A 14182-nucleotide genomic window follows, 5' to 3' on the forward strand; every position below is an offset into this window, starting at 1 on the left:
CGCGCGCCGCGGGAGCTCCGCGACTCGATGCTTCGCTCGGGCTCTCCCGCAACGGACCGGAGTCGGTCCGCTTTTGTCTTCTCGAGCCTCTTCCTGCACGTGCACTCTGTCCGCGTCCACAGGTGGTCGCTGCGCTGGTCCACGACGATGGGTCTCGGGATCGCGGCCGCCGCGGCCTTCCTGGTCACCTTAATCACAGGCGTACTCCTCATGTTCTACTACAAGCCGTATCCGGACGTTGCCTATCTGTCGATGAAGGACATCCACTTCGTTGTGCCGACAGGCCGCTTCATCCGGAACATCCACCGCTGGGCCGGGAATGTCATGGTCGTCCTCGTCCTGCTGCACATGGCCCGCGTCTTCTACACTGCCGCTTACCGTCGGCCGCGCGAGTTCAACTGGGTGATCGGGATGCTCCTGCTGGTGGTCACCCTCGGGCTTTCCTTCACCGGCTACCTGCTTCCATGGGACCAGCTCGCCTATTGGGCGATCACAATAGGAGCGAACATCGCACAATCTCCCCGGGAGCTGACGGACGCCTTGGGGATCACACACCTCTTCGATCTCGGCGGCATCCAGAAGCTCCTTCTTCTCGGTTCGGATCAAGTGGGGGAGGAATCGCTGATCCGCTTCTACCTCCTTCATGTGATGATCCTGCCCCTCGCCCTCGTTGTCCTCTTGTCGGTACATATGTGGAGGGTGCGCAAGGACGGGGGGCTGACGCGCCCCGCGGACGCCGATCTCAGGCTGCCGCCGATCACTCCCGCCACCTACCCCGTCTTCACTGAGGCGCCCCAGAGGACCTACCACCTTGCGGCCGTGGTCAAAGGCCGGACACCGGCGGTGGGGAACGGCCCGGAGAACTGCGTGCCGGCGATGCCCCATCTCTTCTATGCGGAGGCGGCGGTCTTCATGATGACCGTCCTCGCCTGTCTCGCCCTGGCGCTCTTGCGGGACGCCCCGCTGAAGGAGCTCGCGAATCCCGCGGTTCCCGAGAATCCGGCCAAGGCCCCCTGGTACTTCCTGGGACTCCAGGAGCTGGTGTCCTACTCCGCATTCATGGGCGGCATGGGGATCCCGCTGGTCGTGATCCTGGGACTCCTCCTCATCCCGTACCTCGACAGGGAGATCGCGGGGACGGGGGAGTGGTTCGGAGGGCCGGGCGGCAGGCGGGTCGTTGCCAGATCCGCCTTTTTCGGCCTGGGCTCGGTGATCTTGCTGGAGGCCTTCGCCATCCGCTTCGGCTGGATCCGCCAGTGGTGGCCCGAATCTCCCCAGCTCCTGATCACGCTCATCAATCCAGGAACCGTCCTCACTCTCCTGTATGCCATCTTCTCGTTGTGGGCGATCCGGAGGTTCGATTCGGTCAGGGCAGGGGCCATGGCGCTCTTCACATGTTTCTTGGCGGGATTCGTCGTCCTTACCGTCATCGGAGTGCACTTCCGAGGTCCGAACTGGGACTTCTTCTGGTCTCCATCGGATTGGCCGGGGCACTGAGATGCACTCGCGCGCGAACAAGATCCTCCTGCTCGTGTCGAGTCTGGCCGCGCTGGCGCTCCTGGGATCGGCGGCCGTCCGGGAGAACTGGCTGCAGGAGTGGAAGAGGATTCAGCGATCGTATGCCAAGGCTCTCCCGCCCGAGAGCAGGCGGGACTTCCGCGTCCAGCTCCGACAGATCGTTGTCCCACGCCTCCGCGTCTCGGACCGGTGCGTGAGCTGCCACGTCGGGATGGCGCCGGGGGAGCAGGGCATCTCGGGCGACCGGGTTCTCTCCAAGCATCCGAATGTTCATCATGACCCCGCCGACATCGGCTGCACCGTCTGCCACGGGGGGCAGGGGCGGGCCACCGAGAGCGCTGCTGCGCACGGGGACGTCTCCTTCTGGCCCGAGCCGATGATCCCGGCCGGACAGGCCTACGCGGGCTGCGGCACCTGCCACACGCACTTGGCCGTGCCGAGCATGGCCAGGCTGGAGCAGGGACGGGCGCTGTTCGAGAGATCGGATTGCCTCTCGTGCCACCGACTGGACGGTCGGGGCGGCACGATGCGCACGGGAGCGGCGGGCGGAATGGAAGGGCCTGACCTCTCCCGCGCCGGAGCGGTGGGATTCGATGAGAAATGGTATGGAAAGCACGTGAGCAGGAGCGGCGAGCCCGCCGCTGCCGTCTGGAGGGGGGCGGTCCGCTCCCTCTCCCAAGACGACCAGCAAGCTCTGGACATCTTTCTCTCCTCCCGCGTCGGAGCCCCGGGGCTCATCGAGGCCAAGGCGCTCTTCCACTCCCTCGGATGCCGTTGCTGCCACAAAGTGGGGGGAATCGGAGGGGACGACGGCCCCGACCTCACTCGCGTGGGGCAGCTCGATCCCGGCAGATTGGTCTTTGATCACGTGCCGGGCGAGCGCACCGTCCAGAACTACCTCGCCGAGCACTTCCGCGCTCCGGGGAAGGTCGTCCCAGGGTCCCTGATGCCGTCGATGGGGCTGAGCGAGACCCAGATCGAGGCTCTCAATCTCTATATGTTCTCCTTGCGGCGAAGCGAGCTGCCCGAGGCCTTCTGGCCGAAGGATCGGATCCGCGCCGAGCGCTTTGGCGCGCGCGAGTTCGCCTCGGACGGCGCCACGCTCTATGGCGCCTTCTGCGCCGCCTGTCACGGGGCCGATGGACGGGGGATGCGCTATGCCGGGATGCCTCCCTTCCCAGCCATCGGGGGAAGAGACTTCCTGAGTATCGCGTCGGACTCCTTCTTGGCTGTCACGATCCGGTCCGGCCGGCCGGGGCGCCGGATGCCCGCATGGGGGTCTCCCGGCGGGCCGTTCAGCGAGTCCGAGATCGACGGGATCGTGCGCCACATCCGCGGGCTTGGAGAAGGGACGCCCTTCGCGGGCGACAGCGGGCCCCGTCGATGGATCGTCGCAGATGCGATTCGGGGCGAGTCCCTTTACAAAGCCAACTGCTCCCTCTGCCATGGCCCTGGGGGAGAGGGGGGCGAAGGGCCCGCGCTCAACAATCAGGTCTTTCTGTCGAGCGCCTCGGATCTCTACCTGCTCGAGACGATCCGGGGCGGACGCGGCGGCACGTCGATGACGGGCTTCGCGAGTGGCACGAACGTCTCCAGCGCCCTCGCGCCGAGCGAGATCGAGCAGCTCGTCGCCTTCATCCGAACCTGGGAGGTGAAGCAGTAATGAACGACCGGCTAACCCGCAGAGGATTCATGCAGCTCGCCGCGGCCGCGGGCTTCGAGCTGTCCCTTGCGTCCGCCTCGCGCGCTTGGGACCTCGACGCGATCGACAACCCGCTGGCCAGCTATCCGAGCCAGGACTGGGAGCGCGCCTACAGGGATCTCTGGCGCTACGACTCCGAATTCAGCTTCGTATGCGCCCCAAACGACACGCACAACTGTCTGCTGCGTGCCTACGTCCGATCCGGCGTCGTCACTCGCGTGGGCCCCAGCATGCGCTACGGCGAGGCGGTCGACCAGGACGGCAACGGAAGCTCGCATCGCTGGGATCCGCGTATCTGTCAGAAGGGGCTCGCTCTCACCCGGCGTTTCTACGGCGACCGCAGGCTGCGCCATCCCATGGTGAGGGCTGGCTTCAAGAGATGGGTCGACTCGGGTTTCCCGCGGGGCGAGAACGGATTGCCTCCTGCCGAGTACTTCAATCGAGGCCGCGACGAGTGGGTCCGGGTCAGCCATGAGGAAGCGGCCAGACTGGTGGCCCGCGCCATGGACAACATCGCGCGGACCTACACCGGCGCCGAGGGAGCCGAGCGGCTCAAGGCTCAGGGATACGGCGAGGAGATGATCGGCGTCATGAAAGGCGCCGGCACCCAGTGCATGAAGTTCCGCGGGGGGATGCCGCTCCTCGGTCTGACCCGGGTGTTCGGCCTCTACAGGATGGCCAACTCGATGGCGCTTCTCGACGCGAAGATCCGCGGGGTGGAACCCGGCGACGCGCTGGGCGGGAGGGGATTCGACAACTACTCCTGGCACACCGATCTTCCACCGGGTCATCCGATGGTTACGGGCCAGCAGACCGTCGAGTTCGACCTTCACGCCGTCGAGCATGCGGAAACCGTCGTCGTGTGGGGAATGAACTGGATCACGACCAAGATGCCGGACGCCCACTGGTTGACGGAAGCGCGTCTGAAGGGAACCAAGGTCGTCGTGATCGCCTGCGAGTACTCCGCGACCTCGAGCAAGGCGGATGAGGCGATCGTCGTTCGCCCGGGGACGACTCCGGCGCTTGCCCTGGGGCTTGCTGGCGTGATCCTGCGCGAGAAGCTCTACGACGATGACTATGTTCGGAGGTGGACCGATCTCCCCGCGCTGGTGCGGATGGACACGGTGAAGTTCTTGAAGGCGGGGGAGGTCTTCGGGGGAGTGCCGGCCCCTCTGACCAACCAGACGAAGGTCCTCGCGGACGGGGAGAAGCCCCCGCCTCCCGGGAAGCAGGACGAAATGCTCATTCCCGCGGCGCTGCGATCGGAATGGGGCGATTACGTCTGGTGCGACCGACGGGATCGATCGCCGAGGGCTCTCACGCGCGATCAGGTCGGGGTCCACTCGGAAGTCGAGGACCCGCTCATCGAGGGCACAGTGGAGATCCGGCTCGCCGACGGCTCGACGGTGCGCTGCCGCCCGGTCTTCGATCTCATCCAGGAATATATCGCGCACTTCGACCCGAAGACGACCGAGGAGCTGACCTGGGCCCCCGCCGAAGCCGTGGAGCGCCTGGCCCGCCACATCGCCCGAAGCCCGGGCAAGACCCTCTTCGCGATCGGGATGGGGCCGAACCAGTTCTTCAACAATGACAACAAGGACAGGGCCCTCTTTCTCCTGGCGGCACTCACAGGGAATGTCGGCAAGGTTTCCGGCAACGTGGGCTCCTACGCCGGCAACTACAGAGTGGCCCTCTTCAACGGCGCGCCACAGTATATCAACGAGAATCCCTTCGATCTGGAGCTGGATCCTTCGAAGCCGGCCAAGGTGAAGCAGTATTGGCGCCCCGAATCAGCCCACTACTACAACCACGAAGACCACGCGCTCAAGGTCGGGCACAAGATGCTGACCGGCAAGACCCACATTCCTGCGCCGACGAAGTCCCTCTGGTTCGCGAACGCGAACTCGATCCTCGGGAACGTGAAGTGGCACTACAACACGGTCGTGAATGTTCTGCCGCGAATCGAGATGATCGCCGTGCAGGAATGGTGGTGGTCGACCTCCTGCGAATGGGCGGACGTCGTCTTCGCAGTCGATTCCTGGTGCGAGATGAAGCACCCGGACATGACCGCTTCGGTGACGAATCCCTTCTTGAATGTCTTCCCCCGAAGCCCGTTGCCGCGGATCTTCGACTCGAGAGGGGACATCGAGATCCTGGCGATGGTCGGACGGGCGCTCGCCGAGCTGACCGGCGACAGCCGCTTCGTCGACTGCTGGAAGTTCGTCGACGAAGAGAGAGCCGACGTCTACTTGCAGCGGATCATCGACGGCTCAGCGAATGCGCGCGGGTACCGTTTCTTGGACCTCGAGGAGAAGGCGCAGCGCGGTGTGCCCGCCCTGATGATGGGCCGGACGAATCCGAAGAGCGTCGGGTACGAGCAGGTCGCCGACTCCCGCCCCTGGTACACCAAGTCCGGCCGTCTCGAGTTCTATCGCGACGAGGATGAGTTCATCGAGGCGGGGGAGAACCTCCCGGTCCATAGGGAACCGATCGACTCCACTTTCTATGAGCCGAATGTGATCGTCGCCCCGCCCCATGAGGCCCTCCGGCCAGCCGGGCCGGCTGCCTACGGGGTGGAGCGCGGGGATCTTTCTTGCGAGGTCCGGCAGGGAAGAAACGTCGTTCTGACTTGGGCCGAGACGAGGAGAACCGCGCACCCGCTCGCGAAGGACGGCTACAGGTTCATCTTCCACACCCCAAAGTACCGCCACGGCTCCCACACCCTGCCTGTGGACACAGACATGGTGGCGCTCCTCTTCGGGCCCTTCGGCGACATCTATCGCCGCGACAAGCGGGTGCCGTTCGTGAGCGAGGGGTATGTTGATATCCATCCCGAGGATGCCAGGGGCCTCGCGGTCGAGGACGGCGACTATGTCTGGGTCGATTCCGATCCGAGTGATCGGCCCTTCCGAGGTTGGCAGGGGAACGCCAAGGACTATGCCTTCTCCAGGCTCCTCTGCCGCGCACGATACTATCCGGGCACGCCGCGAGGAGTGACGCGAATGTGGTTCAACATGTACGGCGCCACCCCCGGTTCGGTGGAGGGCAGCCGCGCACGCCCCGACGGTCTCGCCAAGAACCCGCGCTCCGGCTACATCGCCCTCTTCCGAAGCGGGTCCCATCAATCGGCGACGAGGGGCTGGCTGAAGCCGACGCTGATGACCGACTCGCTCGTACGGAAGGATCTCTTCGGCCAGACGATCAACAAGGGGTTCCTCCCAGACGTGCATTGCCCGACCGGCGCCCCGCGCGAGGCGATTGTCAAGATCACGCGCGCGGAGCCGGGAGGCCTGGGAGCCATGGGGCTCTGGCGTCCCGCGGCCTCGGGGCTACGTCCGCGGTACGAGAGCGCGGCCATGAAGCAATACCTCGCCGGCGGGTTCGCCGCGGGAGCGGAGGAGAAGGGAGGGAAGAGCTGATGGCCCTCGTGCATAACTGGCAGCTCGACCGGGCGATGTCGTACTGGTATCCGGAGAGTCGGCCCAAGAAGCAGTTCGCGGCGGTCTTCGACACCAACAAGTGCATCGCCTGCCAGACTTGCACTCTGGCGTGCAAGACGACCTGGACCTCCGGACAGGGACAAGAGTACATGCTCTGGAACAACGTGGAGTCCAAGCCGTATGGCTTCTACCCCCTCGGGTGGGACGTGCAACTCCTCGAGAGGCTCGGCGGCCAGAGCTGGAGCGGAAGACACTACGAGGGAAGAACGATCTTCGAGGCCGCGGGAGCGGGGGAGCGGGTCCTTGGATGGCGCCCAGACGAACTGGACTACGCCTACCCGAACGTCGGCGAGGACGACTCGGCCGGAGCGGAGCTGCAAACGGGGGCCTTCATGGAGTTGCCCCACACGAAGTGGTTCTTCTACCTGGCCCGCATCTGCAACCACTGCACCTATCCGGCCTGCCTTGCTTCCTGCCCGCGGTCGTCGATCTACAAGCGCCAAGAGGATGGGGTCGTCCTCATCGATCAGAGCCGATGCCGCGGCTACCAGGAATGCGTGAGGGCCTGCCCCTACAAGAAGACATTCTTCAATCCAATGACGAGCACTTCCGAGAAGTGCATCGGGTGTTTCCCGAAGATCGAGATGGGGCAGCAGCCGCAGTGCTTCGTCAATTGCATCGGCAAGATCCGGCACGTCGGCTGGATCAGCCGCCCTGAGGACGCCCGTCCCGATAACCCGGTCGACTACCTGGTCCACATCCGCAAAGTCGCTCTTCCCCTGTACCCGCAGTGGGGGCTCGAGCCGAACGTCTACTACATCCCGCCGGTGCATGTGCCGAGGAGTTTCCTGCGCATGATGTTTGGCCCCGGGGTGGACCATGCAATCGAGTCGTATCGGAAGGCCCCGGACGATCCCGATCTCGTCGGGCTTCTCTCCCTCTTCGGTTCCTCCCCCCAGATCGTCCCCCGGTGGAAGAGGCTGGGAGACTCGGTGATCGGTTTGACCGAGGCGGGCGCCGAGATTCTCCGCGTCCCGATGAAGGAGCCGGTTCATATCCGCAAGGCGTTCGATCTGGCGGCCGGCGTCACGCGGACGAACACGCCATGAGGAGGCTCGCCATGCGACTCTCAGTGCTGTCGGCGGCCATCGGCTGCCTGGCTCTCCTCTCCTGCGGCGGGCGGCACGAGAAGACGACCCCCGAGATCGTGGCTCGCGGAGTCGCGACGCTGCCCGGGGATCCGGAGGACCGGATCTGGGAGAAGGCCCCCGTGCACGTTGCGACGCTCTTGCTCCAGGACATGGTCGAGCCGCGATTGCTGGAAGCGTCGACGACCCACGTCCGCATCCAGGCCCTCGCTGATGGATCGAGGCTCGCGATCCGGATGAGCTGGGACGACTCCACCAGGAGCGATCTGCTCGCCCCGGGAAAGTTCGGCGACGCCTGCGCTGTGCAGTTCCCTGTCGAGGGAGGAGCGGACTTGCCCGCTCCGCAAATGGGAGAGGAGGGTCGACCCGTCGAGATCGCCTTCTGGTCCGCCGCCTGGCAGGCACTGGTCGACGGCCGTCCGCGCGACATCCATGCCATCTACCCGGGGGCGAAGGTCGACCACTACCCCTATGAGGCCGGGTCCCTGGAACCGGGCTCCTCAGAGCAGACGGCGATGGAATCCCGCTATGCGCCGGCGCGCGCCGTGGGGAACCCGGTTGCGGGACCCCACGATCGTCCCGTCCAGGACCTGCTTGCCGCAGGGCCCGGCACGCTGACTCCGGCGGAACGAACGCTCTCGGATGGGAAGGGGAGGTTCGCCTCGGCCAGCTGGGTGGTCCTGGTCAGCAGGCCCCTCCCTGCGACGCTCGCGCACACGGGGCGGGCGCAGGCAGCATTCGCGGTTTGGGAGGGGGGGAATCGCGAGGCCGGAGCGCGGAAGATGCGGACAGGTTGGATCCCAATCTCGCTGGAGGAAGGAAGATGAGCGGCCCGCGGCGGGTCGTCGATGCCGCGGATCTGCGGGAGGCGGCCGCTTGGAGATTGCTGAGTGTCCTGCTGGAGCGGCCGCGATCTGGATGGGAGGAGGAGGCTCGATCGCTCGCGGGCGAGATTGCCGATCCGGTGCTCAAGGCGGCCGCGGCTGCCGCGGCGGGGTCGGCGAACGAGGGGGAGTACTTGCGCTGCCTGGGTCCCGGTGGAGCGGCCTCGCCGAGAGAGGTGGCCTACCGGCTGGATGATCCAGGGAGAATCCTGTCCGAGATCGCGAATCTGTATCAGCTTTTCTCGTACCGGCCTCGATCCGAGGACACGCTCGACCACGTGGCTGTGGAGTCGGGATTCCTCGGTTTCCTCCATCTCAAGAAGGCCTTCGCAATCGCATCGGGGAACGAGGAAGGCAGCGCGATCGCCGCCTCAGCCATTAGGGCCTTCGCCAGCGACCACCTCCGCCATGCGGCCGACCCGATCGCGAGGCGTCTCGAGCTCGCGCGCGGACCCCAGTACCTTCTGCTTGCCATGCGGTGCTTGAGGGACAGAGTGGGCCGATCCCCCTGGAGAGACGATCGCCTCGGGGTGGGAGACACAGGCCACCCCGTCTGGAGCGCTCGCGCAGTCTTCGGCGAGGCCGACGGCTGCAGCGGGTGCGCCGCAGGCGACGGAGCGGGCTCTTGATCTCGCGCAGCGCGGAGTACGCGATCCGCTCGATGATCCTTCTTGCCGGCGCGGGCGATCGATGGCTTCTCAACCGGGAGATCGCGCGGGAGCTCTCTCTTCCGCCTCAGTTCCTCACCAAGATCCTTTCCACTCTGGCCCGAGAAGGGCTCCTGATGAGTCAGCGGGGCAAGGGGGGGGGATTCCGATTGGCTCGCCCGGCGGAGGGGATCACGCTCCTCGACGTGGTCGATCCCTTCGATCGGACCTTGCTGCGCGGCGGGTGCCTCTTGGGGAGGACCGTCTGCAGCGGCTCCAAGCCGTGCATGCTCCACAGCCTTTGGGCTCCCGTCCAGCAGATACTTCGCGAGAGCCTCGCGGGGACGACCCTCGCGGGGCTGACCCGGACGCCTCAGGGCAAGCGTAGCCTCGCGAGGAGGCGGGCTTCTGCGGCGAAGCGAGAGGGGTGCCCCCTGGCCGCCAGCGATGAAGCGCAGGCGGTCCTGGCGAGAGAACGATCTACGCCGGATCGGCCGTAGGCGTCGACGATCCCCTCCGCGCGAGTATCGCCGTCGCCTCGACCAGGAGCGCCAGGGCCAGCGCGATGAGGACCGCAGCGGCGGCGCCCTCCGCGAACGTGGCGGGGGCCGCCCCTCCCACGATCCACCCGATCCAGGGGCGCACGATCAGGACGAGGGCCCAGACCGTCATCACCATCATGAAGAGCATCGGAATCGCGCTCACGATCCAGGGCTTCCCCAGGTTCTTCATCCAGACCGAGATGCCGAGCAGGGTCAGGGCGGCAAGGAGCTGATTGCTCGCCCCGAAAAGCGTCCAGAAGACGCGCCAGACGGGGACGAGGTTCCCCGCGGCGTCGTGGACCTTGACCGTCACGGCGAGAACGGGGATGGCGAGCGTCGCCACGGTCGCGATCACTCGGCCGGCTCCTCCTCTGAGCCCCGTCAGCTCCTGGAAGACATAGCGTCCCAGTCTCGTGCAGACGTCCAGCGTGTCGTAGACGAAGGTCGCGAAGGCGAGCAGTCCGAAGGCGAAGGCCTGCTCGCGCGGGATGCCGAACGTGCCGAGGAAGCTTGCGATCCCCGATGCGTAGATCTGGTTCGGGGACTTCTTGAGCAGCTCGCTCCCGGGGGCCAGCATCATGACCGTGGCGAGAGCGATCAGCGCCACGAAACCCTCGAGGAGCATGCCGCCGTAGCCTACAACCCGGGCGTCGGGCTCCGATCGCAGCTGCTTGCTCGTCGTTCCCGTCGAGACGATCGAGTGGAAGCCCGAGCATGCTCCGCAGGCGACCGTGACGAAGAGAAGAGGGAAGAGGGTCTGGCCCGGCTTTCCGAGCGCGCTCCACCCGTGGAACGCCGGTTGCTGCACACGGAACCCGCCGAAGACGATCCCGAGCACCCCCGCGAGGAGCGTGATGTAGAGGAAGTAGCCCCCGAGAGATCCCCTCGGTTGCAGAAGCGTCCAGACGGGGATCAGGGCGGCGACGAGGCAGTATGCGAGGAGGGTCCAGTCCCAGACGATGTTCGGCGTGAGCCCGAGAACCGAGGGCATGCGGATCGGGAATCGCCCGCCGACCCAGATCGCGAGGAAGACCAGCGGGAGGAAGATCAGCGTCGCCTTGTTCTCGGAGATGCGCGTGCGGCGGATCACGATGCCCAGGATCACCGCCAATAGCAGGTAGAGCATGCTCGCCGAGGCCACGCCCTCCCCCTCTTCGCCGCTCACGAAGGCGCTCGCCGTCACGTCGGTGAAGGCGATGATCACATAGACAAGGCAGAGCCAGATGAAGACGAGGAAGAGATAGTAGGCCCGCTGCGACATGTTGAGTCGCACGACCTCGGCGATCGACTTGGCCTTGTGGCGGATCGAGGCGACCAGAGATGTGAAGTCATGCACGCCGCCGATCAGGATCGAGCCGACGAGGATCCAGATCATCGCGGGGAGCCATCCGAACATCAGCCCCGCGAGGATGGGTCCGACGATCGGCCCGGCCGCCGCGATCGCGGAGAAGTGCTGGCCGAGGAGATACCACTTGTTGGTCGGGGCGAAGTCGATCCCATCATCGACCGTCCGCGCCGGAGTCTGGTTGCGCTCGTCGAGATGAAAGACCCGGGCGAGGAACCTCCCGTAGGTGAAGTAGGCGAGCGCCAGAAGCGCTCCCCCGGCGAGCACAATGGGAAGCAGGCTCATCCGTCAATCCTCAGATCGCGTTCAGTCGCGTCTCCATCTCCTCGAGCTCCTGCTTCAGGCCTGCGGGGAGCCGATCGCCGAAGGCGGCGAAGTGCTCGCGGATCAACTGGATCTCCGCCTTCCATGCGGCCGTGTCGACCGAGAGCAGCTCCTTCAGCGCGGCGGGCGCCACATCGAGGCCGGCGGTATCGAGGGACTCGATCGCCGGCAGCCGCCCGATGGGAGTTTCGATCGCCCCCGCTGCCCCGTCGCATCGCTCGAAGATCCACTTGAGGACGCGGCTGTTCTCGCTGTAGCCGGGCCAGAGGAACTTGCCGTCCGATCCCTTGCGGAACCAGTTGACGTAGTAGACCCGCGGCATCCCGTCGCCCCCGCGCTCGCCGACTTTCAGCCAGTGCGCGAAGTAGTCGCCCATGTGGTATCCGCAGAAGGGGAGCATCGCCATCGGGTCCCTGCGCAGCTCGCCCACCGTGCCGGCGGCGGCCGCGGTCTTCTCGGATCCCATGATCGAGGCGAGGAAGGTCCCGTGCCGCCAGCTCAGAGACTCCGTGACGAGCGGAACGGCCGTCGCCCGGCGTCCACCGACGAGGATCGCGCTGATCGGGACTCCCCTGGGATCCTCCCACTCCCTGGCGATCACGGGGCACTGGCGGGCGGGCGCCGTGAATCGGGCGTTCGGGTGCGAGGCCGTGCGCCCGCAGCCGGGCCTCCACGGACGGCGCATCCAGTCGATCAGGGAGGCAGGTTCGCGCTCGCCCATCTGCTCCCAGTAGACGTCCCCGTCGGGCGTGAGGCCGACGTTCGTGAAGACGCAGTTGGCGTGGAGGGTCTTCATCGCATTGAGATTGCTCTGGTCGGACGTGCCGGGGGCGACGCCGAAAAAGCCGGCCTCGGGATTGATGGCGTAGAGGCGGCCGTCGGTCCCGAACTTCATCCAGGCGATGTCATCGCCCACGGTCTCGACCTTCCAGCCGTGGATCGTCGGGGTGACCATTGCGAGATTCGTCTTCCCGCACGCCGACGGGAAGGCCCCGGTGATGTACTTCACCTCTCCCTTGGGGCTGGTCAGCTTGAGAATCAGCATATGCTCGGCGAGCCACCCCTCGTCCCGCGCCTGGACCGAGGCGATCCGAAGCGCGTGGCACTTCTTGCCGAGGAGGGCGTTGCCGCCGTAGCCGGAGCCGTAGGACCAGATCTCCCGCGTCTCGGGGAAGTGGGTGATGTACTTGCTCTGCGCGTCGCAGGGCCAGGGAAGGTCGGCTTTCTTCGCGTCGGCGAGCGGATAGCCGACCGAGTGGATCCCCTGGACGAAGTCCTCGCTCTCGCCGAGGGTTTCGAGGACCTTCGCGCCGACCCGCGTCATGATATGCATGTTGGCGACGACATAGGCCGAATCGGTCACCATCACACCGATCTTCGCGATGGGGGAGCCGATCGGCCCCATCGAGTAAGGGATGACATACATCGTCCGGCCGGCCATCGAGCCGTCGTAGTGTCGCCTGAGGGTCGCCTTCATCTCATTCGGGTCGGCCCAGTTGTTCGTGGGGCCCGCGTCCTCCTCGGCCCGGGAGCAGATGAAGGTGCGATCCTCGACCCGCGCCACATCCCCAGGGTCGGAACGGACGATGACGCTGTTCGGTCGCTTCGACGGATTGAGCCACATGGCGGTTCCGGTCGCGACCATCGCGTCCAGCATCTTCTGATACTCCTCTGTGGATCCGTCGCACCAGAGCACCGAGTCGGGACGGAGCATCGCGGTCGTCTCCGCGATCCACGACAGGAGCTTGCGGTTCTTCTCGATGCCTGCGGGGCTCTTCGGGCTGTTCATCGCATCGCCTTTCACTCGGTCGATCCGATGCCGGGGGGCTGCTGCCGCCGCCGTCGTCGGATGATCCTCTCTCCAAAGACCCGTTGCGTCGATAGCGGCCGCGCCATCCCGGAAGCCCGTGCCGCTTCGGCCGCGGAGGGTCTGAACCTCCCGCGGCAGGCGTTTCCCGGCGACTCTAGCACAAGTTGCACGGCCTATCCGGGCTCCCGGCGGATCCTGGCGCGGTGCGGGCGGCGCTGGTAACCTAGGCTGTTGCGAGGCCTCGGGGCCGTCCCGGGAGGGACTCCGGGCCTCCTCGGAGCCGCGGACCCGCGGCCGTTCGCCTCCCGGAGAACGCGAGAGAGCGATGATCCGAATCGGCGTGGCGCTTGTCCTTTCGTGCATCGTCCTTGCGGCGCGCTCCCCGGCGGAGACGACCGAAGCGACCTCCTCGAGCTCGTACAGGGTTCCCGATTCCACGATCGTACGGATCATCGACGCCCCAAGAACGCCGCTGGTCCACATCGGTCCGGATCGAGAGTGGCTCCTCGTCGCCGAACGCCCGAGCTATCCCTCGATCGCCGAGCTGGCGGAGAGGGAGATCGGCCTCGCGGGAACCCGCATCAAGCCGCAGACCAACGGCGCGAGCAGGACGAACCCCTCGATCGGCCTCGCGTTTCTCAGGATCGCGGATGGGGAGCAGAGACCGGTGGCAGGGCTTCCGGCAAGTCCCAGGATCGAGAACCTGAGCTGGTCGCCCGACGGCCAGAGGATCGCCTTCACGAACACGACAGCCTCGGGGATCGAACTCTGGGTGGCCGAGCTGAGCGACGGGATTGCGCGCAGGCTCGTGGGGCCAAGGCT

At 66.1% G+C, this 14182-nt stretch carries 10 protein-coding genes; 8 read left to right on the forward strand and 2 right to left on the reverse strand.

Annotated elements, in window-relative coordinates:
- From FJY88_07335 to FJY88_07365, 7 genes are all read left to right on the forward strand, one after another.
- Positions 1–1497, forward strand: a 1497-nt coding sequence (locus FJY88_07335; protein MBM3287148.1) for a DUF4405 domain-containing protein, incomplete at its 5' end; no start/stop codon positions are given.
- On the forward strand, positions 1325–3181 hold the full coding sequence (locus tag FJY88_07340; GenBank protein ID MBM3287149.1) for a c-type cytochrome: 1857 nt from the start codon (positions 1325–1327) through the stop codon (positions 3179–3181). The genes FJY88_07335 and FJY88_07340, both read left to right, overlap by 173 nt.
- The gene (locus FJY88_07345; GenBank protein ID MBM3287150.1) at positions 3181–6639 is read left to right on the forward strand and encodes a molybdopterin oxidoreductase; all 3459 of its coding nucleotides are present in this window, start codon (positions 3181–3183) and stop codon (positions 6637–6639) included. Before FJY88_07340 ends, FJY88_07345 begins: the two co-directional genes overlap by 1 nt.
- On the forward strand, positions 6639–7769 hold the full coding sequence (locus tag FJY88_07350; protein MBM3287151.1) for a dehydrogenase: 1131 nt from the start codon (positions 6639–6641) through the stop codon (positions 7767–7769). The genes FJY88_07345 and FJY88_07350 overlap by 1 nt, the downstream gene beginning before the upstream one ends.
- Entirely contained in the window at positions 7766–8635 is an 870-nt protein-coding gene (locus tag FJY88_07355) for a hypothetical protein (GenBank protein ID MBM3287152.1), read from the forward strand. Before FJY88_07350 ends, FJY88_07355 begins: the two co-directional genes overlap by 4 nt.
- On the forward strand, positions 8632–9321 hold the full coding sequence (locus FJY88_07360) for a hypothetical protein (GenBank protein ID MBM3287153.1): 690 nt from the start codon (positions 8632–8634) through the stop codon (positions 9319–9321). The genes FJY88_07355 and FJY88_07360 overlap by 4 nt, the downstream gene beginning before the upstream one ends.
- Complete coding sequence (locus tag FJY88_07365) at positions 9318–9839, forward strand: Rrf2 family transcriptional regulator (GenBank protein MBM3287154.1); 522 nt, start codon at positions 9318–9320, stop codon at positions 9837–9839. The genes FJY88_07360 and FJY88_07365 overlap by 4 nt, the downstream gene beginning before the upstream one ends.
- Here FJY88_07365 and FJY88_07370 read toward each other — a convergent pair.
- The gene (locus FJY88_07370; protein ID MBM3287155.1) at positions 9820–11511 is read right to left on the reverse strand and encodes a carbon starvation protein A; all 1692 of its coding nucleotides are present in this window, start codon (positions 11509–11511) and stop codon (positions 9820–9822) included. The genes FJY88_07365 and FJY88_07370 overlap by 20 nt on opposite strands.
- A gap of 10 nt (positions 11512–11521) precedes the next feature.
- A complete protein-coding gene (locus FJY88_07375; GenBank protein MBM3287156.1) occupies positions 11522–13339 on the reverse strand; it encodes a phosphoenolpyruvate carboxykinase (GTP) in 1818 nt (605 codons plus the stop codon).
- 346 nt (positions 13340–13685) lie between these two features.
- Between FJY88_07375 and FJY88_07380 the strand changes: the two genes are divergently transcribed.
- On the forward strand, positions 13686–14182 hold a 497-nt coding region (locus tag FJY88_07380), incomplete at its 3' end, for a S9 family peptidase (protein MBM3287157.1).

The organism is Candidatus Eisenbacteria bacterium, from assembly GCA_016867495.1.
In the GTDB taxonomy this organism is placed as follows: domain Bacteria; phylum Eisenbacteria; class RBG-16-71-46; order CAIMUX01; family VGJL01; genus VGJL01.

Coding starts and splice junctions, on each gene's coding strand:
- FJY88_07350 (MBM3287151.1), top strand. CDS start 6,639: ATGGCCCTCGTGCATAACTGGCAGCTCGACCGGGCGATGTCGTACTGG.
- FJY88_07355 (MBM3287152.1), top strand. CDS start 7,766: ATGAGGAGGCTCGCCATGCGACTCTCAGTGCTGTCGGCGGCCATCGGC.
- FJY88_07360 (MBM3287153.1), top strand. CDS start 8,632: ATGAGCGGCCCGCGGCGGGTCGTCGATGCCGCGGATCTGCGGGAGGCG.
- FJY88_07370 (MBM3287155.1), bottom strand. CDS start 11,511: ATGAGCCTGCTTCCCATTGTGCTCGCCGGGGGAGCGCTTCTGGCGCTC.
- FJY88_07340 (MBM3287149.1), top strand. CDS start 1,325: ATGCCATCTTCTCGTTGTGGGCGATCCGGAGGTTCGATTCGGTCAGGG.
- FJY88_07375 (MBM3287156.1), bottom strand. CDS start 13,339: ATGAACAGCCCGAAGAGCCCCGCAGGCATCGAGAAGAACCGCAAGCTC.
- FJY88_07345 (MBM3287150.1), top strand. CDS start 3,181: ATGAACGACCGGCTAACCCGCAGAGGATTCATGCAGCTCGCCGCGGCC.